Origin of the sequence: Dactylosporangium sp. CS-033363 (assembly GCF_050942475.1) — a bacterium.
Taxonomy (GTDB): domain Bacteria; phylum Actinomycetota; class Actinomycetes; order Mycobacteriales; family Micromonosporaceae; genus Dactylosporangium.
On the sequence record NZ_CP192032.1, the window covers coordinates 755,264 to 776,167 of the forward strand.

Here is a 20,904-nt window from a genome sequence, read left to right on the forward strand (position 1 = left end):
AAGCTTTGCCTGCCATCGTTGCTGACCAGCACGGATCGCCCCGGAGGGCCAATCCGGGATCGACCGTTTCTACGATGCGCAGGTCTCTTGGTTGGGGAAATATAGGGCTCGCCTGAATTACGACGGCGGAGGTTTCACGTGTCGGGGCGGACGCACCTGCCCAGCGGGCTGGTGACTTTCCTCTTCACTGACATCGAGGGCTCGACGCGCTTGGCCCAGATGCTCGGTGCGGGATACCGGCCGGTGCTCCACGAGCACCGGGAGGTGATTCGCCGCGCACTGTCCAAAGCGGACGGTGTGGAGCTTTTCACGGAGGGTGACTCGCTCTTCGTGGCGTTCGCGGACGCCGCCCTCGCCCTGTCCGCCTGCGCCGAGGCCCAGCGCGCGCTCGCCGCCCACGAGTGGCCGAGCCCCGAGGCCCGCCCCAAGGTCCGGATGGGCCTGCACACCGGATTCGCCGAGCCGTACGGCGGCGAGTACACCTCCCCGGAGGTCCATCGCGCCGCCCGGGTCGCCGCGGCCGCGCACGGCGGTCAGGTGCTCTGCTCGGCCGCGACCGCCGCCCACGTCGGCCTGTCGTCCTCGGCCGCCCCGGTCGACCCGACCGACCCGAGCCTGGAGAACGGCCCCCTCGGCGACGGCGCCTGGCTGCTCGACCTCGGCCTGCACCGGCTGCGCGGCTTCGACGGCTTCGAGCGGATCTTCCAGCTCGTCGCGCCCGGCCTCGACCGGCAGTTCCCCCGCCCGCGCACGATCGACGCGCCCGCGCACAACCTGCCGGTGCAGACCACCCGGTTCATCGGCCGCGCCGCCGAGCGGGCCGCCGTGCGCGATCTGATCAACCGGCACCGCCTGGTCACCGTGGTCGGGGCCGGCGGCGCGGGCAAGACCCGGGTCGCGGTCGAGGCGGCCGGCGAGATCGTCGAGCGGTTCCGCGACGGCGTCTGGTTCGCCGACCTCAGCGCCGTGGCCACCGCCGACCTGGTCGACGTCAGCGTCGCCGCCGCGCTGGGCCTGCGCCCCGAGCCCGGGCGCGCCGTCGTGCAGACCATCGCGGACCACGTGCGCGACCGCCGCCTGCTCGTCCTGCTCGACACGTCGGACGCCCAGCTGCCCGCCGCCCGCCGCCTGGTGTCCCGGCTGCTGTCGGCGAGCCCCGAGGTGTACGTCCTGGCCACCTCCCGCGAGCCGCTCGGCCTGCCCGGCGAGGTGGTGTGGCGCATCCCGCCGCTGTCGGTCGAGGCGGCCTCCGGCGGCGGCTTCAGCGACGCCGTGGCCCTGCTCGTCGACCGCGCCTCCGCGGCCCGGGGCGGCCGCCCGGTCGAGCCCGGCGACATCGCCCACCTCACCCGGGTGGCCAAGGCGCTGGAGGGGCTGCCGCTCGCCCTGGAGCTGGCCGCGGCCCGCCTGCGCCTGCTCTCGCCGCCTCAGCTCGCCGACCGCATCGGCGACGTCCTGGGTACCCTCGACGCCGGCCTGCGCGCCGCCGCCCCCGAGCCGGGGCTGAGCGACCGGCACCGCACGATGCAGGCCGCGGTCGACTGGTCGTACCGCACCCTCGACCCCCGCTCGGCCCAGCTGCTGCGCTGGCTGTCGGTCTTCGCCAGCCCGGTCGACCTGCCCGCGATCGAGTGGCTGCACGACGGCGACCCGCTCGACCCGCTGGCCACGCTGGTCGACAAGTCGCTGCTGCAGGCCGAGGCCGGCGCCACGAACGCGACGTACCGCATGCTCGACCCCATCCGCGCGTTCGCCGCCCGGCTGCTGCTGGAGGCGGGCGAGGAGGAGTCGGCCCGGGAGCGGCACGTCGTCTGGTGCCTGCAGGCGGCCCACGACGCGTACCTCGACAACGAGGGGCGCCCGGTGACGCTCTCGCTGTACACCCTGGATCCGTTGGCCGATGAGCTGCGTGCGGCCCTGCACTGGACGGTGACGCGGGGCTCGGCCCGGCAGGGGCTCGCGCTGGCCGGCTCGATGGACCAGTGGTGGCGCGAGCGCGGCCTGGTCCGCGAGGGCCGCATGTGGTTGTTCCGCCTGTACGAGCGGATCAGCGCCACCGGCGAGCCCGTCCCCGACGCCGAGCTGGCGGCGGCGTACCACATGCACTCCCTGCACGCCGGCGCCGACGGCGAGACGGTCGAGGAGCTGCGCTTCTCCCAGCGCGCCGAGGCGGCCGCCCGCCGGGCCGGCGATCCGGGCCTGCTCGCGCGCATCCTGTCGGCCCGCGGCGCCCCGCTGCTCGAGCTGGGCCGCACCGACGAGGCCGAGCGGGTCACCCGCGAGATCATCACCTGGTCAGACGAGCAGGGCGTGGCCGGCGAGGCGCTCTCCGCCGTGTACGCGCTGGCCCAGCTCCTGTGGCGGCGCGGCGCCCTCGACGAGGCGGCGGACCTGCTGGCCAGCGCCCGCCCGCTGGAGAACAGCCGCCCCTTGGAACGCGGCCGCCGTACCGTCGACATGCTCCTGGGCATGGTCGCCCTGTCCCGCGGCGACCTGGTGGCGGCCCACGACCACCTGATCGTCGCCCTGCGCTCGCGGATGACCCACGGCTTCCACCTGCGGGTCTGCGAGACGCTGAACGCCGTGGCGGTCCGCTGCGCGCTGGCCGACGACCTGGACACCTCGGCCAAACTGTTCGGCGCGGCCCAGTCGGCCCGCATCCGGCTGCGCTGCTCGAGTGGCGGTTTCGCCGCGTACTGGACCGACCAGCAGGCCGACCTCCGCTCGTCGATGGGCGACGCGGCCTTCGACACCGCCTACGCGGCGGGCGGCGCCCTGAGCCTGGAGGAGTCGGTGGCGCTGGCGCTGACCATAGAGCACCCGGACCTCATGGCCGGCTCGATCCGCTTCTCGACGGTCGAGTAGACGGTCGAGTAGGGGCGCTACTCCTCCTCGGGGTCCTGGTTGGCCTCGGCGCCCAGCACGTACGCCTGCATCGCCAGCTCGTCCCCCGCCGGCCACACGAAGGCCGGCAGCTCCGCGGGGCCCAGTTCGCGCACGTAGCCCCAGAACGCCCGCACCGCCTCCCCGGGCGAGCTCGCCTCGATCGGCATGTCCACGCTCACCAGGTACGTCCGCCGCGGCGCGACCGGAGCGGCCGGCGGCGCGACCTGCCGGGCGACCGCGAGGTAGGCGTCCTCGTCGAGCGGCCCGGCCCGCAGCCCGCCGGCGGGCAGCGGAGCGTCGAGCAGGTTCACCGTGTACTGCACCCGCCCCGCCCGGTCGACGCGGCCCAGCCCGAACACGACCGGCTCGGAGCCGCCGGCGATCAGGAGTGCCTCGTCGCCGGGGGCGGGCCCGTCGACGGTCAGATCACCGGCCCCGTAGACCCGCTCGTTCGCGTACTGCTCCTCGGAGACCTCGACCACCCACTTCGCCATTGCCTTATTGCATCACGGCGTCAGATTCGTACGAAGCAGCCGGCCACGTGATCGTTGACCATGCCGGTCGCCTGCATCAGCGCGTATGCCGTGGTCGGGCCGACGAAGCGGAAGCCGCGCTTCTTGAGGTCCTTGGCCATCGCCTTGGACTCCGCCGTCACCGCCGGGACGTGGGAGAAGTCCACCGGGCGGTCCGGCTTGGGCGAGGGCGCGAACGACCACAGCAGGGCCGCGATCCCGCCCGGCAGCTCGGCCGCGGCCCGCGCGTTGGCGATCGCCGCCTCGATCTTGGCGCGGTTGCGCACGATGCCGGTGTCGGCGAGTAGTCGGTCCACGTCGGCCTCGCCGAACGCGGCCACCTTCTCGATCTCGAAGCCCGCGAACGCCGTGCGGAACGACGGGCGCTTGCGCAGGATCGTGATCCAGGACAGCCCGGACTGGAACGCCTCCAGGCTCATCCGCTCGAACAGCCCGTTGTCGTCGCGGATCTCCCGGCCCCACTCGTTGTCGTGGTACTCCAGGTAGTCCGGCGTCGACCCGCCCCATCCGCACCGGGCCAGCCCGTCCGCCCCCACCACCACATCACTCATGAGGGCAAGCTACCGCCCGGGTACGACAAAAAAGCCCGACAAAAAAGCCCGGCAGAACGCCTACCGCAGCTTCCCGGCCTCCACCAGCCGGGCGAACCGCCGCAAGGCCCCCGTGAGGCCGGCCTTGGACCCGGGCCAGAGCAGCGGCCACGCCAGCCGCCCCGCGTTCCCGGCCGGCAGCTGGAACCACTCGTGCCAGACCACCTGCGTGCGGTTCGGGCCCAGCGCGGTACACCGGAGGACGCCCGGACCCCGCAGGACCTTCCCGTGGTGCACGACCCGCACCTCGAACGGCGGGTCGACCTTCACCACCCGCATGAGGTCGCGCACCAGCACCGGGCCGGCCTGCGTGACCGCCTCGATCTGGCTGCCCTCGCCGCCGTCGCCGGAGAGCACCCGCACGGTCGTGAACGGGATCCACTCGCCCTGGCGCGACCAGTCGGTGAGCGCGGCGAAGACCTTCTCGGCGGGTGCGGCCACGATCACCGTGGCCGTCACCTCACCGGGACCGGGCCGTTCCGCCTCGGCGTCGTCGCCGCCGGTCACTTCACCACCGGCGAGGGGCGCAGCTCGTCGGCGTCGTCATCGGCGGGGGAGGAGATCACGTCGGCGTCGGCGTCGGCCGGAGCCTCGGCCGGCTCGGGCGAGGCACCGGTGGCCGCGGCCTGGCGCGCGTCGCGCAGCGCGTCGGCGTCCTCCTGCCGGCCCTCGCGGAGCGCCTTGATCTCGGCCTCGAGGACCTGGATCAGCTCCTCCTTGTAGCCGATGTCGTACCCGGCCCGCCGCAGCGCGGTGTCGACCTGGTTCATCCGGTAGCCCCGGACGACCGTGTCGAAGCGCAGCTGGTTGACGTCACCCTCGACGAGCGGGCGCGACGACGGCAGTGGTACGGAGCGTCCGTCGGGCTCATGTCCTTCGATCCCCGGGTCATCACCGGTGATCAACAGCGACACGCCGAACCCGATGGCCCCGACGACCACAGCGGCGATCAACACCAGGAGGAACTCAGCCATAGGGGGAATCGTGGCACGCTGAGTACGCCTGGGCGAGCCCGGCACACCCATATGTAGGAAACACGGAGGTCATGCGATGTTTCGTCTCGGCGCTCGGCAATTCGCCGACGGCGATTACGCGGTGATGGCGATCGTCAACCGGACTCCCGACTCCTTCTTCGACAAGGGTGCAACTTTCGCGGAGGACGCGGCGCTGCGCGCGGTGGAGGCGGCGGTCGAGGAGGGCGCCGACATCATCGACATCGGCGGGGTGAAGGCCGGCCCGGGGGAGACCGTGGACGCCGCGGAGGAGCTGCGGCGCACGCTGCCGACGGTGCAGAAGATCCGGGCCATGTTCCCGGACGTCGTGATCTCGATCGACACCTGGCGGGCCGAGGTGGCCCGGGAGGTCGTCGCGGCGGGCGCGGACCTGATCAACGACACGTGGGCGGGCGCCGATCCGGCCCTCGCGGAGGTGGCGGCCGAGACCGGGGCGGGGCTCGTGTGCTCGCACGCCGGCGGGCTGACCCCGCGGACCCGCCCGCACCGCACGGCCTTCCAGGACCCGGTCGCCGATGTCGTACGGACCGTCACCGCCCTGGCCGAGCGGGCCCTCGCCCTCGGGGTGCGCCGCGACGGCATCCTGATCGATCCGGCGCACGACTTCGGCAAGAACACCCGCCACTCCCTGGCGATCACCAACCGCCTCGGCGAGATGGTGGCGACGGGCTGGCCGGTGCTCGTGGCGCTGTCGAACAAGGACTTCATCGGCGAGACGCTGGACGTGCCGGTGGGGGAGCGGCTGGAGGGCACCCTGGCGGCGACCGCGGTCTCGGCCTGGCTGGGCGCCCGGGTCTTCCGCGCCCACCAGGTCCGCGCGACCCGCCGGGTCCTCGACACGGTGGCCGCGATCCGCGGCGACCGCCAGCCGGCCGCCACCCGGCGCGGGCTGGCCTGACAAACAGGCCCGACGCCGGGCAAAACCGAGTAACAGCTCGGAACCAGTGGCCCGAACGGGTATTGCCTAGAGGCTCAGGTCCATCGGAGGATGTCTTTCCGCCAGGCGTACAGAATGCCGAGGAAGAGAACCGCCACGAAGATCGCCATCTCGACCACCACCGCACCGCCGTACCCGGGCGCGGCGTAGATCACCGCCCATGGGAACAGGAAGACACTTTCCACCGCAAACAGGGCGTAGAGATAGGCGTACACATAGTAGCGGATCTGGGCCTGGGCCCAGTCGCCCCCAACCGGGTCCAAACCGCACTCATAGGTCTCGTACTTCGCACCCGTGGCGGTCGACCACTCGGCCGAACGGCGCGGACCGAGAAGCCGGTTGGCCGTAAAGGCGGCGACGAAAACCCCGGCTCCGACCAGGAGAAGGAGCCCGAGCGTCGCATATCCACCCAGATATCCGCTCACCGCACGCACCGTACACGCATCATCACGATCTCCGAAGTGCCGAAAACGCGAATCTGTCTAGATAATGTGCTTCAGGTTGCTTGTCGGACTGCAAAAGAGCTCGGCGAGCCACCTCGTCAGACACGACATCAGAAGGACACCCCCTTATGGAAGCACCCTCGGGCCGCCGCACAACACGGCGGCTGCGGGCCGGCTCCTTCGTGCTCCTGGCCACCGCCTGCTCCGTGCTGTTCGCCGTGCCGGCGTTCGCCGAGCCGCCGGGCGATGGCGAGACCAGTACCGCACCTGTGGAGACGCCGACCACCGAGGTCCCGACGCCGGACCCGACCACCGAGGCCCCGCCGACGCAGGCCCCGCCCACCACCGTGGCCCCGCCTCCGCCCACGACGGAGGCGCCGCCGTCGCCGCCCACGCCCGTGCACCGGTTCAAGATGACCGTGAGCACCGTGTCGCTCGGCGACGCGTACTGGCAGGGCGACGGCTCCGGCGAGCTGGTCGTCGCGATCAAGAACACGGGCGAGAACGTCGGCAAGGACACCGTGACCGGCTACTACGCGCTGCCCAGCGGCGCGCAGGTCACCGGCGGGTACGGCAGCGGCGGTTGCAACGTCGCCGTGGGCGCCTACAGCTTCAGCTGCGCCCTGCCCCCGGACGCCATGGGTCAGATCGTGCTCAAGGTGAACGTCGACCCGGGCGCCTGGAAGACCATCACGGCCGGCCAGATCACCGCGTCGATCGGGGCGTACCAGCGGATCGCCCCGATTTCGTTCGCCTTCACCACGCCGCCGACGCCCGGCATCGAGCTCAACACCTCGGCCCCGCCGCTGCCGGCCGCGTCCGCCCCGGCGGACGAGTCGTTCCAGCTCGCGGTGCGGCTGCGCAACACCGGGGTCACCAAGGCCGTCGGCGCGGTCGAGATCGTCACGCCGCCCGGTGTGGACCTGGTGACCTTCCCCACGGCCTGCCGCTCGCACAAGCGCATCGCCGGCGACCGGGACCGCTGTGAGCTCGGGGACATCGCGGCCGGCAAGGAGGTCTCGGGCAACTTCGGCATGGCCATCAGCGCCGCCGCGCGGGCCGAGCTGCCGCTGGTCGGGGCGGTGCACGCCTACCTCGCGCCGCCCGGCCTGGACATGGTCGAGACCCGGTACGACTACAAGATCACCGCCCCGCCGGTGGCCGGCTCGGAGGCCCCGCTGCCGACCTCGGCGCCGCCGTCGCCGCCCGCCCAGCGCAACCTGGACAGCGACCTCAGCCTGCGCAACCAGTCCGGCGGGGACGGCAGCCAGATGTCGAGCATGCCGATCATCGGCGCCATCGTCGCCCTGGTCGCGCTGTTCGGCGTCTTCGTGGTGCTCTCGCTGCGCCGGCGCATGCGCCTGGACACCGGCGAGGACGACTCGCTGCGGGCCGACGAGATCGAGGACGTGATGCTCGTCCCGGTCAGCGGCGGCCTCGGCGGCAAGTCCGAGGTGATCACCCGCTCGTCGGTACCGCGCTCGCTGACCCTCCCCCGCCTGCCCGACGGCCCCGTCGCCGGCTCGCGGTTCCGGGCCTCGAACGACCCGCCCAAGCGGGGCGGCGAGGACTGAGCGTCACAACGCAGGCGTCGGGAGTACACCCGGCGCCTGCTTTGTTCGTATTCGCGCGAAGCGCACAAGACGGCGGACCGCGCAATGACGAAAGTCGCAGCTTCGGCGCTCCGGAAGGGATATGCGCCGCAGGCATGACGTTCACGCCGACGTACCCTCAGGGGTGTAAGGCAACCCATCCGCCGCCACAGGAGGTCAGCTCACGTGACCAAGCAGGTCCGCCAGCTGGATCGAGTGGTCATCAGGTTCGCTGGCGATTCCGGCGACGGCATGCAGCTCACCGGTGACCGTTTCACATCCGAGACCGCGCAGCTCGGTAACGATATTTCCACTTTGCCCAACTTCCCCGCCGAGATCCGGGCCCCTGCCGGGACCCTGCCGGGCGTGTCGAGCTTCCAGGTGCACTTCGCCGACTTCGACATCCTCACCCCCGGTGACGCGCCGAACGTCCTGGTGGCGATGAACCCCGCGGCCCTCAAGGCCAACCTGGCCGACCTGCCCAAGGGCGCGTCGATCATCGTCAACACCGACGAGTTCACGAACCGCAACCTCGCCAAGGTCGGCTACGCGGCCAACCCGCTGGAGGACGGTTCGCTCGACGGGTGGAACGTCGCCCCGGTCGGGCTGACCTCGATGACGGTCAAGGCCCTGGAGTCCTTCGAGATCTCCAAGAAGGACGCCGAGCGGGCCAAGAACATGTTCGCGCTGGGCCTGCTGTCCTGGATGTACTCGCGGCCGCACGAGTCGACGCTGTCGTTCCTGGAGCGCAAGTTCGCCTCCCGGCCGGAGCTGGTGGCGGCGAACATCGCCGCGTTCAAGGCGGGCTGGAACTTCGGCGAGACCACCGAGAACTTCGCGGTGCGCTACGAGGTCAAGCCGGCCCGGATGGTGGCGGGCAACTACCGCAACATCACCGGCAACGCCGCGCTCGCCCTGGGTGTCGTGGCCGCGGGGGTACGGTCCAAGCTGCCCGTCTTCCTCGGCGCGTACCCGATCACCCCGGCGTCGGACATCCTGCACGAGCTGAGCAAGCACAAGAAGTTCGGCGTGACCACGGTGCAGGCCGAGGACGAGATCGCCGCGATCGGCGTGGCCCTGGGCGCCTCCTACGGCGGCGCGCTCGGCGTGACCACCACCTCCGGCCCCGGCGTCGCGCTCAAGGGCGAGACGATCTCGCTGGCCGTCGCCCTCGAGCTGCCGCTGCTGATCATCGACGTGCAGCGGGCCGGCCCGTCGACCGGTCTGCCCACCAAGACCGAGCAGGCCGACCTCAACATGGCCCTGTTCGGCCGGCACGGCGAGGCCCCGGTCGCGGTGCTCGCGCCGCGCTCGCCGGCGGACTGCTTCAACACGGCGATCGAGGCGGCGCGCATCGCGCTGACCTACCGCACGCCGGTGATCCTGCTCTCCGACGGGTACATCGCCAACGGTTCCGAGCCGTGGCGCCTGCCGGAGATCGACGACCTGCCCGACCTGCAGGTCCGGTTCGCGACCGAACCCAACGGCGAGGACGGCAAGACCTTCCTGCCGTACCTGCGCGACCCCAAGACGCTGGCGCGGCCGTGGGCGGTTCCCGGTACCCCCGGGCTGGAGCATCGCATCGGCGGCCTGGAGAAGGCCGACAAGACCGGTGACATCTCCTATGACCCGGCCAACCACGACTTCATGGTGCGCACCCGCGCGGCGCGCATCGAGGGCATCGACGTGCCCGACGTCGAGGTCGAGGACCCGGACGGCACCGCCCGCGTGCTGGTGCTCGGCTGGGGCTCGACGTACGGCCCGATCGGCGCCGCCGCCCGCGCCCTGCGCCAGCGCGGCCTGGCCGTGGCCCAGGCCCACCTGCGCCACCTCTCGCCCATGCCGAAGAACCTGGGCGAGGTGCTCAAGTCCTACGACAAGGTCGTCATCCCGGAGATGAACCTCGGCCAGCTCGCCGGGGTCATCCGGTCCCGCTACCTGGTCGACGCCATCGCCTACAACCAGGTCCGCGGGCTGCCGTTCACCGCGTCCGAGCTGGAGGGCGTGCTCGAGGAAGTGGTCAAGAATGCCTGAGCAGTTGAAGTTGACCATGAAGGACTTCAAGTCCGACCAGGAGGTCCGCTGGTGCCCCGGCTGCGGGGACTACGCGATCCTGGCCGCCGTGCAGTCCTTCATGCCCGAGCTCAACATCCCGCGCGAGCGGATCGTGTTCGTCTCCGGCATCGGCTGCTCCTCGCGGTTCCCGTACTACATGAACACGTACGGCATGCACTCGATCCACGGCCGCGCGCCGGCGATCGCGTCGGGCCTGTCCGTGTCCCGCCCCGACCTGTCGGTCTGGGTCGTCACGGGTGACGGCGACGCGCTGTCGATCGGCGGCAACCATCTCATCCACGCGCTGCGCCGCAACGTCAACCTGAAGATCCTGCTGTTCAACAACAAGATCTACGGGCTGACCAAGGGCCAGTACTCGCCCACCTCCGAGATCGGCAAGATCACCAAGTCGACCCCGGCCGGCTCGGCGGACTCGCCGTTCAACCCGATCTCCCTGGCCCTGGGCGCGGAGGCGAGCTTCGTCGCCCGGACCATCGACTCCGACCGCAAGCACCTGCAGTCGGTGCTGCGCGCCGCGGCCGAGCACCGCGGGTCGGCGTTCGTGGAGATCTACCAGAACTGCAACATCTTCAACGACGGCGCGTTCGACGTGCTCAAGGAGCCCGGCACCCGGGACGACTTCATCATCCGGCTCGAGCACGGCAGGCCGATCACGTTCGGCAAGGACGGCGAGTGGGCGGTCACCCACCCGACCGGCGGCTTCGGCCTGTCCGTGGTGCCGACCGCGTCGGTCCCGGCCGAGGAGATCGTCGTGCACGACCAGACGGTCACCGAGCCGGCGTACGCGTTCGCGCTGTCCCGCCTGCCCGGCCTCGACCTGCGCAACACCCCGATCGGCGTGTTCCGCTCGGTCGAGCGGCCCGCCTACGACGACATCGTGCGCGACCAGCTCGCCGCGGCGAAGGCCAAGGCGAAGGGCACGCCCGACGAGGAGCTCGGCGCGCTGCTCAACAGCGGCGACACCTGGACGATTCTGTAGCTGGTGGTCAAGGACCACCGCCGCTCACGCGGCGGTGGTCTCCAGCCAGCGGGTCAGCGTCCGCACGCCCCAGCCGGTGGCGCCCTTGGCCAGCTCGCCGTCGGCGGAGTCGGCCCAGGCGGGCGAGGACATGTCGAAGTGCGCCCAGTGCTCGCGCAGCGGCCCGGTGAACTCGCGCAGGTACAGCGCGGCCAGCAGCGACCCCGCCCCGATGTCGGTCGAGTTGATGATGTCGGTCAGCTCGCCGCGGATCTCCTGGGCGTAGTCCTCGCTCAGCGGCATCCGCCACACCGACTCGCCGCACGCCTCGGCGGCCGCCGCGAGGTCTCCGGCCAGGGTGTCGCTGTGGCTGTACATCGCGGCGGTCCGCTTCCCCAGCGCCACACCCTGGGCCCCGGTGAGGGTGGCCAGGTCGATCAGCACGTCGGGCCGCAGCCGGCGCACGGCGTAGGCCATCGCGTCGCCGAGCACCAGCCGGCCCTCGGCGTCCGTGTTGAGGATCTCCGACGTGATGCCGCCGTAGTGGGTGACGACGTCGCCGGGGCGCATGCTGTCGCCGCCGAGCGCGTTCTCGGCCAGCGGGGCCAGCGCGGTGATCCGCACCGGCAGGCGCATCGCGGCCGCGGCCAGGGTCGCGCCGATCACGGCCGCCGCGCCGCCCATGTCCTTGCGCATCAGCTTCATCCCGGCCAGCGGCTTGATGCACACGCCGCCGGTGTCGAAGGTGATGCCCTTGCCGATCAGCACCACGTGCAGCTTGGCCCCGCGCGGCTTCCACGACAGCTCGACCAGCCGCGGCCCGCGTCCGGCGGCGGCGCCCTGGCCGACCGTGAGGATCGCGTTGAAGCCGTGCTCGCGCAGGTACTCGGGCTCGCGCACCTCGACCGTCAGCCCCGCCACCCCGGCCGCCGCCTTGGTCACCTGCTTGGCGAACCAGGCCGGGGTCTTGCGGTCGCTGGGCATGTTGGTCAGGTCGCGGGCCAGGGTGGTGGCGGTGACGACGGCCCGGGCCTGCTCCAGCGCGGCGGTGCGCTCGTCGCTCGCCTCCAGCGCGATCGTGACGCGGCGCAGCGGGTCGGGCTCGGCGTCGGCCAGCCGGAACCGGTAGGAGGCGAGCCACAGCCCCTCGGCCAGGGCGCGGAGCGCGGCCGGTGCGGTGTCGTGGGGTACCAGAATCCGAAGCCCTGACTCTGCACGAGCCGACTTGGTCAGTGCCGCGCCCGCGGCCCGCCAGCCGGCCTCGTCGCCGTCGCCGATGCCGACGAACAGCAGCGGCGACGGCTTGCGGCCGGGCCGTGGCAGCTTGTGCACGGTGCCGGCTGACCCGGAGTGCTCGACGTCCTCCAGGAACGCCTCATACTCGGCCAGGTCGGCCGGGTTGAGCAGGTCGAGCGCGGAGAACGGATCGCCGGACGGCACCACGACGGCCACCGCACCAGAGGAAGTGCGGCTCGTGGCGAGCCTGATGTCCAGCACGGGGCCTCCAAAAAAATCCGCGCGCACGACAGTGGGAGCGACCGCGTGCCGGCCGCTCCTCCCAACCCAGTCAACCCGATAGCGGAGCCGATTGCAGGAAGACTCAGCCAGTGGCCGTCTTCAGCGCCTCGCTGAGTTCGTTGGCCTCATCCTTGGTCATCTCGACGACGAGCCGTCCACCACCCTCGAGCGGGACGCGCATGACGATGCCGCGGCCCTCCTTGGTGACCTCCAGCGGACCGTCGCCTGTCCGCGGCTTCATGGCCGCCATGTTGTCTCCCTTCGCTCCCTGATGTCCCAGACATCAGGTGGCACAGCCGTCCCCGCATGCCCGGCGCGCCAGCTCACGGGGCCTCGACCGGACCCGCGGACTCCGTGATGTACGCGCCAACCGATGATTTTCCCTGATGATGGCCCCAAGACCCAAACCGGGGCGCGATCCTTGTGACAGTTCCTGGCCAAAACGGTCGGTCAACTGTCACAATAAGCGGCCATGCAGGCACGGTCCGCCCTCTTTGATCTCTATGGCGACCATCTCCGCCCGCGTGGCGGACGGGCGGCCGTCGCCGCCCTCGTGCGCCTGCTCGCTCCCCTCGGGATCGCCGCGCCGGCCGTGCGCACCGCGATCTCCCGCATGGTGCGACAGGGCTGGTTGCACCCACTACGGTTGCCGACCGGCCCCGGATACGGCATCACCCCCAAGGCGGCACGACGCCTCGACGCCGCCGGTGCCCGCATCTACCGCACGCAGCGCCCCGGCGGCCCCGGGAGCGCATGGGCAGGCCGCTTCGATCTCATCACGCTCGAACCGCCCGCGCATCGCGGCGCGCGGGCGAGACTGGTGGCGAACCTCGGATTCCTCGGGTACGGCTCGATCGACGGCTCCACCTGGATCTCCCCGCGCCCTGGTGAGGGGGTCGACGCCCTGCTGACGGAGGCCGGTGTGCGCTACGACCGCTTTACGGCGGAGCATTCCGGCGGTACTGCTGGAGCCGTGAACCTGGTGGCGCGAGCCTGGGACCTCGACGCGATCGCCGCGGCGTACGGCGAGTTCGTCGAGCGCCTCACGCCGCTGGTGCACTCCGTCGGCCCGGCCACCCCCGACGAACAGGCGTACGCGGTCCGGTTCACGCTGGTCCACGCCTGGCGCGGATTCCTCTTCCGCGACCCGCAACTGCCCGCGGCCCTGCTGCCCGCACGCTGGGCCGGCACCGCCGCGGCCGGCTTCTTCGACCACCACGCCCTCCGGCTGCGCCCCGCGGCCGACCGATTCGTGGATGCAAGCCTTTTTTAGGAGACCTGATGGACGACCTGCTCGTGGAGCGCACCGAGTCCGGTGTGGCGATCCTGACCCTCAACCGCCCCGACGCCCTCAACTCGCTGACCGACGCCCTGAAGGTCGCGCTGCGCGACACGTTGCAAAACCTGCAAACCGACGCTTCGGTACGGGCTGTGGTCCTCACCGGCGCCGGCCGGGCCTTCTGCGGCGGCCAGGACCTGCGCGAGCACGCCGCGACGCTGGAGGCCGGCACCGGCTCCTCTCTGTCGACCGTCACCGAGCACTACAACCCGATCACCACCGCCCTGGCCGAGATGCCCAAGCCGGTCGTGGCCGCGGTCAACGGCATGGCGGCGGGCGCGGGCGCGTCCCTGGCCCTGCTGGCCGACTTCCGCGTGGGCGGCCCGCGCACCGCCTTCCTGATGGCCTTCGCGAACGTGGGCCTGGCGGGGGACACCGGGATCTCGTGGTCCCTGCCCCGCATCGTCGGCCACGCCAAGGCCACCGAGCTGCTGCTCCTGGCCGAACCGGTCCGTGCCGCGGACGCCTTCGCCCTGGGCATGCTGACCCGCCTGGCCGAGTCGGACGAGGACGTCCTGCCGACCGCTTTGGAACTGGCGGACCGCCTGGCCGCAGGCCCGACCGTGGCGTACGCCCAGATCAAGCGCGAACTGGCCGTAGGCGGCTCCGGCTCCCTGGCCGATGCCCTGGCCGTGGAGGCGGAGGCTCAGGCGACCTGCGGCCGGACCTCCGATCACCAGAACGCGACGGCGTCCTTCGTCAACAAGCAGAAGCCGGTGTACTCGGGTCGTTGATCGCCGATATGTCGGGCGCTGACGCGCCGCGACATATCGGATTTTTCGTATATGCCGGAGTTTTCGTCACCTGACTTCTTCTTAGCCAGAGGCGGTCTTGACATGCCTCGAACAAACGCCGCATAGCTTGGGGTCCATGGCCGATCGTGAGAAGGTCGCGCACCTGTTGCGCCGGGCGACGTTCGGGCCCACCGCCGAGGAGGTCGACGCCGCCGAGGCCAAGGGCCCGGACGCCACCCTGACCGCCCTGTTCGCCCCACCGGCCGCCGACCCCGGCGCGGCCAGGACCCCACCGCCCAAGCTCGGCCCGGTCGTCAACGAGAAGTCCGACCGCGCCGAGCAGATCCGTACCGTCGGCACCTGGTGGCTGGACCGCATGGTGCAGGCCGAGCACCAGGTGCACGAGAAGCTGACCTTCTTCTGGCACGGCCACTGGGCCACGTCCGCCGACAAGGTCAAGTCCGGCCCGCTGATGCTGGGCCAGCAGCAGACCATGTTCCGCACCGCCCTCGGCGACTTCGGCACCATGGTCCACGCGATGCTGCGCGACCCCGCGCTCATCATCTGGCTGGACGGGCAGAAGAACACCAACAAGGCCCCGAACGAGAACCTGGGCCGCGAGCTCATGGAGCTCTTCACGCTGGGCGTCGGCCACTACACCGAGCAGGACGTCCGCGAGGGCGCCCGGGCGCTGACCGGCTGGGTCGTGGACCAGAAGGCCGGAACGGCGACCTTCAACGCCAAGCGCCACGACGACAAGCCCAAGACCATCCTGGGTCAGACCGGCAACTACGACGCCGACGGCTTCGCGGACCTCCTGCTGGCCCAGCCGGCGAGCCCCGAGTTCATCGCCCGCCGTCTTTGGCTGCGGTACTGCAGCGACGCCCAGATCCCCGCCGACGTCCTCGGGCGCGCGAAGTCGAAGCCCACCACGGCCGCGATGCTGCAGGAGCTCCTAGCCGCAGACGGCCACGCCGAGCTGGTCAAACAGCCCGTCGAATGGCTGGTCGGCGCCCTGCGCCAGCTGCAGCTGCGCCCGGGCGACCTGCCCGACGCCCAGCGCAAGCAGCTCCTGAACAGCTTGAACGCGCTGGGTCAGGTCCCCCTTCGCCCGCCGAGCGTGGGCGGCTGGCCGGCGGGCGCGGCCTGGCTGACGACGTCGGCCACGCAGGCGCGGATCAAGCTGGCCCAGACCCTGGCCGCCAAGGCCCCGCAGCCGGTACTGGACCGCCTCACCGCCACCCCCGCCGCCCAACGCCCGGCGGCGCTGGCCCGGCTCCTGGTGATCGACAAGTTCACCGACCGCACGCTGGCCGCACTGACCCCGGCCGCCGGTGACGCCCGCCGCCTGCTGACGCTGGGTCTCGCGAGCCCCGAGTACGCCATCAACTAGGCCTGTTTGCTGAAAGGAGGCGGCATGGACGCCCTGACCCGGAGGAAGTTCCTGATCGCCAGCGGCGTGGTCGGCGGCACCGCCCTGGCCGCCGGCGGCGCCTGGACGCTGCGCGACATCTTCGACACCTCGACCTGGGACGACCGCCCCGGCGACGCCAAGACCCTCGTGCTGGTGACGCTCTACGGGGGCAACGACGGCCTGTCGAACGTCATCCCGTACGCGGACAAGGCCTACGCCCCGGCCCGCCAAGAGCTCGCCTACAAGCCCGAGGAGGTCCTCAAGCTCGACGACACCCTCGGCCTGAACCCGGGCCTGGCCGGCCTCAAGCGCATGTACGACGCGAAGAAGCTCGCCATCGTCCGCGGCGTCGGCTACCCGAAGCCCGACCACAGCCACTTCCGCTCGATGGACATCTGGCAGACCGCCCAGCCCGACCGCCCCGGCAACACCGGCTGGCTCGGCCGCTGGCTGGACACCTTCGGCGGCGACCCGCGCCACGCGGTCTCCTTCGAACCCGTCCTCCCTCCGCTCCTGGCCGGCGAGACCACCGCCGGTGCCGCCGTGCCCGTGTCCGGCCTGACCCTGCCCAACGGGGTCAAGCCCGAGGTGCTCACCGCCTTCGGCAAGTCCTCCGACGGCGAGTCCCCGCTGCAGGCCCGCGCCGCCCGAGCCTTCGCCGACCTGGTCGAGGTCGACGCCCTCATCCACAGCGTCGACGAGACCGACGGCGAGAACGACACCTCGGCCTCCTCCGGCACCGCGACGGGCGGCCGCTCCGACCTGAAGACGCAGCTGGACCTGGTGGCCCGCTGCGTCGAGGCCAACGTGGCGACCCGGGTCTTCTCCGTCTCCCTGGGCGGCTTCGACCTGCACGCGGAGGAGCGCAACTCCCAGGAGATCCTGCTCAAGCTCCTGGACCAGGCCCTGACCAACTTCGCCGACCGCATGTCCAAGACCGAGGCTGGCCGCAAGGTCGTCATCGCCGTCTACTCGGAGTTCGGCCGCCGCGTGGCCGCGAACGGCTCGGACGGCACCGATCACGGCACCGCGTCGAACATGTTCATCCTGGGCAGCCCGGTGAAGGGCGGCCTCTACGGCGAGCAGCCCAGCCTGGCCGACCTGGACAACGGCGACCTGAAGTTCACCACCGACTTCCGCTCCGTCTACGCCACCCTCCTGCACAACGTCCTCGACGCCGACCCGGAAAAGATCCTGGGCTACAAGGACCAGCTCACCGGCATCCTGTAACCGCGGCACGCCGCCGACCGGGAGCTGACGACATGACCGCCCTGGGCCCCGCCTCTCTGTGGACGGGGCCCAATCGCGTCGCCGCCGCGGTCAGCCGGCCGTGATCGACCTCGGTTCAGCCGGCCACGAACATCACGGACCGGTCCGCCCGCTCCGGCGCCAGATCGTCGGCCGTGGTCAGCAGCTCACCGGCCGCCGAATGCGAAGCCGCCGGATGCGTGGCCACAGACTCGTCCGGTCCCGCCCCGGCCAGGCCGTCGAGCCCGGGCTCAACCAAGCTGCGCAGTTCGGCCGTGGCTCGCTCGTCCAGCCCCGCCGCAGCCAAACCGTCCAGCCCGGCCACAGGCAAACCGTCCGCTTCGCTCAAGCCGCCGGGGTCGCCCAAGCCGCGGGGGTCGGCCGTCGCCAGGTCGTCGGCGACGCTGCCCGGGTCCTGTGGGCTCCACGGCCCCGGATCGCGCGGCGTCGGCGGCCGGTGAATGCTCCACGCCGTCGAGCGAGGTCGCCGCCCCGCCCCCGAGCGCCGCCGCGGTCGCTCCGCTCGTTCGCGCTCCACGCGGTCCTGGTCGATCCACGTCAGAGCGGCCCGGCACGTGTAGGCCCACCAGCCGATCCAAGGCCCGTACCGCTCCCGCAGCTCATCAGGCGAGGGCGCGTCCTCCCCGTAGACCGCCCGCGCCGTGTGCCGGTACTGCTCCATCTCCAACGGCACCGCATCCGGCCGCCCCAGGACCCGCAGCAGCAGGGCGTGCGCCGTGTAGTCGCCGATGCCGCGCACCGAGAGCAGTGCGTCCCGCGCCCGCTCGTAGGGGCCCGTCCGCAGCAGCTCCTCGTCGAGCGCGGCCACCCCCGCCAGCACCTGGACCAGCCGCTCGGCCTTGTTGCGGCCGTGGACGAACGGCCGCACCTCGAACGCCGTGAGCCGCGACAGGCTGGACAGGTCCGGGATGGCGGTGAAGTCCTGGCCGTCCGCGCGGGCCGGGGTGCCGAAGTAGAGGGTGAGCCGGCGCTTGCCCAGGGTCGCGAACCACTGGGTGGAGTTTTGCAGGAGCGTGAAGTACACCACTCCCTCGGCCAGGCTCGAGAACCTGACCTGGTGCAGGCCCCGCGCCAGGGCGAGCAGCGGGCGGACCGGCTCGTCGGCCTCGGCGCGGAGCAGGAACTCGGTCCGGTCGTCGTCCAGCCCGAGCCAGGCCGAGACCCGTCTTCGGACCGCGTCGAGGTCGGGGCCGTCGAGGGGATCGGCGCTGAAGACGGTCAGGCCGGCCCCGGTGGCGCCGTCGTCGCGCTCGGCGACCTCGACCACCACGGCCGCCTCCGGGTCGCTGGGGTGCGGGAAGGCGCGGCGCACCGAGCCGGCCGGGTCGAGGGCGATGTCGCGCCGGGCGGGGCGGAAGTCGGCGAGCGCCCGCAGGGAGGAGCGCAGGTCGTAGGGGGCGGTGGCCGTGAGGATCGTCCGGGTGATGATGCCGAGTTCTGTCATGCCCGTATCTTCGAACACGGGTACGACAATTTCCGGAGCGCTACTGTGCGCGAGCGGCGATGAGGAGACCGTCACCGAGCGGCAGGAGGGCCGGCACCCAGGCGTCGCTCTCGCGGAGGGCCTTGACCGCCTCGCGGAGCAGTACCGTCTCCGCGTCTCGAACCGTGGGATCGCTGACCCGCCCGCCGGCCAGGGCATCGGCCAGGACCAGGGTGCCGCCCGGCCGCAGGAGGCGCTCGGCGGCGGTCGCCACGAGGCCGTACTCGCTCTGGTCGTGGTCCACGAACACCAGGTCGTAGGCCCGGTCGGCGAGCCGCGGCAGCACGTCGAGGGCCCGGCCGGTGATGATCCGGGTGCGCGACGGCGGGTTGCCGGCGGCGGAGAAGACCCGGCGGGCGATGCGCTGGTGCTCGGACTCGAAGTCGATGGTGGTGAGCACGCCGTCGCGGCGCATGCCGCGCAGCAGCCAGCCGCCGCTCACCCCGGTGCCGGTGCCGACCTCGACGACCGCCTTGGCGTTGCTCACCGCCGCGATCACCCGCAGGGCCGCCCCGCAGCCCCGGCTCACGGCGCTGATGCCCAGCTCGAACGCCTGCTCGCGAGCGGCCGCGAGCACCGGGTCCTCGGCGACGAAGCCGTCGATGAAATCAGCGGTCCGGGCGGAGGCGGTAATGGGACACCCCTTAAAGAGAAGTCGATTGACCGCAAGCCTAGGAGACCGCGCCCGCGCATGCTTCAAGCCGGGTCGTGTAATGCTGGATGCGAAACGGACGGAGGAGCCGATCGTGACAGACGGTTCGGCCTGGCGGCAGCCGGGCCCCGGCGCGCCGGCCAGCAACACCGGCTGGGGGGCGCGCCCAGCTTGGGCTGCGCCCAACTCGCCGCAGGCCACGGCACCGCAGCCCGCGGCCAACAGCTGGTGGTCGGACGCGCTGGCGGACCCGTGGCGCGACCCCGACGCACCCGTCGTGGTGGTCAAGGCGCCCCAGGACGAGGCCCCCGAGCTGGAGAAGCCGCCGCCCCCGTCCACCGGTCCGCGCGTCGGCATCGGTCTCGTACTCGTCGTCTCCATCGTCACCGCCCTGCTCGCCGGCGCGCTCGGCGGCACCCTCGGCTACGTCTTCGCGGTCGGCGGAGGAGGGGCGGTCCTGGGCGGCAACCAGCTCGGCAACGCCCCGCTCAACAACCGCGCCCCCGAGTCGCTGGCCGCCCTGGTCAAGAAGGTGCTGCCGAGCGTCGTCACGATCAGCGTCCGGGTCGGCAACGGCACGTCCCTGGGCTCCGGCTTCGTCGTGAGCGCCGACGGCCACGTGATCACCAACAACCACGTCGTCGAAGGCGGCAGCGGTACCGCCACCGTCCGCTTCAGCGACGCCACCGTCGCCCCGGCGAGCGTCGTGGGCAGCGACCCCGAGTCCGACATCGCGGTACTCAAAATCGACACCAACGGCCTGCCCGACGGCAAGCTGGTGCCGGTCGAGTTCGGCAACTCCGACTCCGTCCAGGTCGGCGACCCGGTCGTGGCCGTCGGGGCGCCGCTGGGCCTGACCAGCACCGTGACGTACGGCGTGGTCAGCTACCTCGACCGCCCGATCCGCACCAGCGAGGGCGGCACGGCCCGGTACTACGCCGCGATCCAGACCGACGCCGCGGTGAACCAGGGCAACTCCGGCGGCCCGCTCTTCGACGCCGCCGGCCGCGTGATCGGCATCAACTCCGTGATCGGCACCCTCTCCGAGGACCAGTCCAGCGCCGGCAACGTCGGCCTCGCGTTCGCCATCCCGATCAACCACGCCCGCCGGATCGCCACCGACATCATCAACACCGGCAAGGCCCGCCGCACCGTGATGGGGGTGCAGGTCGACACGTCGTACCAGAACCCGGCCGGCGGCGCGCGCCTGTCCACGGTCGAGGCAGGCGGACCGGCCGAGGCGGGCGGGCTCAAGACCGGCGACGTGGTCCTGGCGGTCAACGGCAAACCGATCGAGGAGTCGTGGGACCTCACGGCCCTGATCCGCAGATACGCACCCGGGGACACCGTCGAAGTGCAATACCTCCGCGGTACCGCACGAGCCAAGGCCTCCGTCACGCTCGTCGCCGACGCGAAGTGACGTGACGGACCCTCCCGGAATCGGCGGGGGAGTGCGTAGTCTGGCAG

Annotated in this window: 18 protein-coding genes and 1 pseudogene; 10 read left to right on the forward strand and 9 right to left on the reverse strand. The window is 71.8% G+C overall.

Features of this window, described 5'->3' with window-relative positions; all coding sequences use genetic code 11:
• Positions 1-138: 138 nt before the first annotated feature.
• Positions 139-2,865, forward strand: a complete 2,727-nt coding sequence (locus ACQPZ4_RS03570; RefSeq protein ID WP_433056028.1) for an adenylate/guanylate cyclase domain-containing protein — start codon at positions 139-141, stop codon at positions 2,863-2,865.
• A gap of 17 nt (positions 2,866-2,882) precedes the next feature.
• Here ACQPZ4_RS03570 and ACQPZ4_RS03575 read toward each other — a convergent pair whose 3' ends face one another.
• The 4 genes and pseudogenes from ACQPZ4_RS03575 to ACQPZ4_RS03590 all read right to left on the reverse strand — a co-directional run.
• Positions 2,883-3,380, reverse strand: a complete 498-nt coding sequence (locus ACQPZ4_RS03575) for a hypothetical protein (RefSeq protein WP_433056031.1) — start codon at positions 3,378-3,380, stop codon at positions 2,883-2,885.
• Between the two features lie 20 nt (positions 3,381-3,400).
• Complete coding sequence (locus ACQPZ4_RS03580; RefSeq protein ID WP_433056034.1) at positions 3,401-3,970, reverse strand: DNA-3-methyladenine glycosylase I; 570 nt, start codon at positions 3,968-3,970, stop codon at positions 3,401-3,403.
• A 60-nt stretch (positions 3,971-4,030) separates the two neighbouring features.
• Complete coding sequence (locus ACQPZ4_RS03585) at positions 4,031-4,516, reverse strand: SRPBCC family protein (RefSeq protein WP_433056037.1); 486 nt, start codon at positions 4,514-4,516, stop codon at positions 4,031-4,033.
• A 110-nt stretch (positions 4,517-4,626) separates the two neighbouring features.
• Positions 4,627-4,983 (reverse strand): annotated as a pseudogene (locus ACQPZ4_RS03590) (DivIVA domain-containing protein); the annotation flags it as partial.
• Positions 4,984-5,059: 76 nt separating this feature from the next.
• Between ACQPZ4_RS03590 and folP the strand changes: the two are divergent.
• Positions 5,060-5,920 (forward strand): dihydropteroate synthase, encoded by an 861-nt coding sequence (folP, locus tag ACQPZ4_RS03595; protein WP_433056040.1) that lies wholly within the window; start codon positions 5,060-5,062, stop codon positions 5,918-5,920.
• 74 nt (positions 5,921-5,994) lie between these two features.
• Here the strand turns inward: folP and ndhC are convergent, their stop codons facing one another.
• Entirely contained in the window at positions 5,995-6,384 is a 390-nt protein-coding gene (gene ndhC, locus ACQPZ4_RS03600; RefSeq protein ID WP_433056043.1) for an NADH-quinone oxidoreductase subunit A, read from the reverse strand.
• A gap of 146 nt (positions 6,385-6,530) precedes the next feature.
• Here ndhC and ACQPZ4_RS03605 point away from each other — a divergent pair, with 146 nt between their 5' ends.
• The 3 genes from ACQPZ4_RS03605 to ACQPZ4_RS03615 all read left to right on the forward strand — a co-directional run bounded on the left by ACQPZ4_RS03605 (position 6,531) and on the right by ACQPZ4_RS03615 (position 11,049).
• The gene (locus ACQPZ4_RS03605) at positions 6,531-7,976 is read left to right on the forward strand and encodes a hypothetical protein (RefSeq protein ID WP_433056046.1); all 1,446 of its coding nucleotides are present in this window, start codon (positions 6,531-6,533) and stop codon (positions 7,974-7,976) included.
• Between the two features lie 204 nt (positions 7,977-8,180).
• Positions 8,181-10,028, forward strand: coding sequence for a 2-oxoacid:acceptor oxidoreductase subunit alpha (locus ACQPZ4_RS03610; protein ID WP_433056049.1), 1,848 nt, complete (start codon positions 8,181-8,183; stop codon positions 10,026-10,028).
• A complete protein-coding gene (locus ACQPZ4_RS03615) occupies positions 10,021-11,049 on the forward strand; it encodes a 2-oxoacid:ferredoxin oxidoreductase subunit beta (protein WP_433056052.1) in 1,029 nt (342 codons plus the stop codon). The genes ACQPZ4_RS03610 and ACQPZ4_RS03615 overlap by 8 nt, the downstream gene beginning before the upstream one ends.
• Positions 11,050-11,073: 24 nt before the next feature.
• On the opposite strand, the gene ACQPZ4_RS03620 is transcribed toward ACQPZ4_RS03615, so the two are convergent.
• Both ACQPZ4_RS03620 and ACQPZ4_RS03625 read right to left on the reverse strand, forming a co-directional pair.
• Entirely contained in the window at positions 11,074-12,525 is a 1,452-nt protein-coding gene (locus tag ACQPZ4_RS03620) for a leucyl aminopeptidase family protein (protein ID WP_433056055.1), read from the reverse strand.
• Between the two features lie 103 nt (positions 12,526-12,628).
• Complete coding sequence (locus ACQPZ4_RS03625; protein ID WP_081971220.1) at positions 12,629-12,796, reverse strand: DUF3117 domain-containing protein; 168 nt, start codon at positions 12,794-12,796, stop codon at positions 12,629-12,631.
• Between the two features lie 222 nt (positions 12,797-13,018).
• On the opposite strand from ACQPZ4_RS03625, the gene ACQPZ4_RS03630 reads away from it, so the two are divergent.
• The 4 genes from ACQPZ4_RS03630 to ACQPZ4_RS03645 all read left to right on the forward strand — a co-directional run bounded on the left by ACQPZ4_RS03630 (position 13,019) and on the right by ACQPZ4_RS03645 (position 17,263).
• Positions 13,019-13,819, forward strand: coding sequence for a PaaX family transcriptional regulator (locus ACQPZ4_RS03630; RefSeq protein WP_433056058.1), 801 nt, complete (start codon positions 13,019-13,021; stop codon positions 13,817-13,819).
• A gap of 5 nt (positions 13,820-13,824) precedes the next feature.
• On the forward strand, positions 13,825-14,619 hold the full coding sequence (locus ACQPZ4_RS03635; protein WP_433066215.1) for an enoyl-CoA hydratase-related protein: 795 nt from the start codon (positions 13,825-13,827) through the stop codon (positions 14,617-14,619).
• A gap of 136 nt (positions 14,620-14,755) precedes the next feature.
• Positions 14,756-16,012 (forward strand): DUF1800 domain-containing protein, encoded by a 1,257-nt coding sequence (locus ACQPZ4_RS03640; RefSeq protein WP_433056061.1) that lies wholly within the window; start codon positions 14,756-14,758, stop codon positions 16,010-16,012.
• Between the two features lie 24 nt (positions 16,013-16,036).
• Positions 16,037-17,263, forward strand: coding sequence for a DUF1501 domain-containing protein (locus ACQPZ4_RS03645; RefSeq protein WP_433056064.1), 1,227 nt, complete (start codon positions 16,037-16,039; stop codon positions 17,261-17,263).
• A 115-nt stretch (positions 17,264-17,378) separates the two neighbouring features.
• On the opposite strand, the gene ACQPZ4_RS03650 is transcribed toward ACQPZ4_RS03645, so the two are convergent.
• Entirely contained in the window at positions 17,379-18,746 is a 1,368-nt protein-coding gene (locus ACQPZ4_RS03650; RefSeq protein ID WP_433056067.1) for a DNA-3-methyladenine glycosylase family protein, read from the reverse strand.
• Positions 18,747-18,786: 40 nt separating this feature from the next.
• Complete coding sequence (locus ACQPZ4_RS03655) at positions 18,787-19,389, reverse strand: O-methyltransferase (protein WP_433066217.1); 603 nt, start codon at positions 19,387-19,389, stop codon at positions 18,787-18,789.
• A 142-nt stretch (positions 19,390-19,531) separates the two neighbouring features.
• Here ACQPZ4_RS03655 and ACQPZ4_RS03660 point away from each other — a divergent pair, with 142 nt between their 5' ends.
• Positions 19,532-20,857: a trypsin-like peptidase domain-containing protein gene (locus ACQPZ4_RS03660; RefSeq protein ID WP_433056070.1), complete on the forward strand. Its 1,326-nt coding sequence runs from the start codon at positions 19,532-19,534 to the stop codon at positions 20,855-20,857.
• The last annotated feature ends 47 nt before the right edge of the window (positions 20,858-20,904 follow it).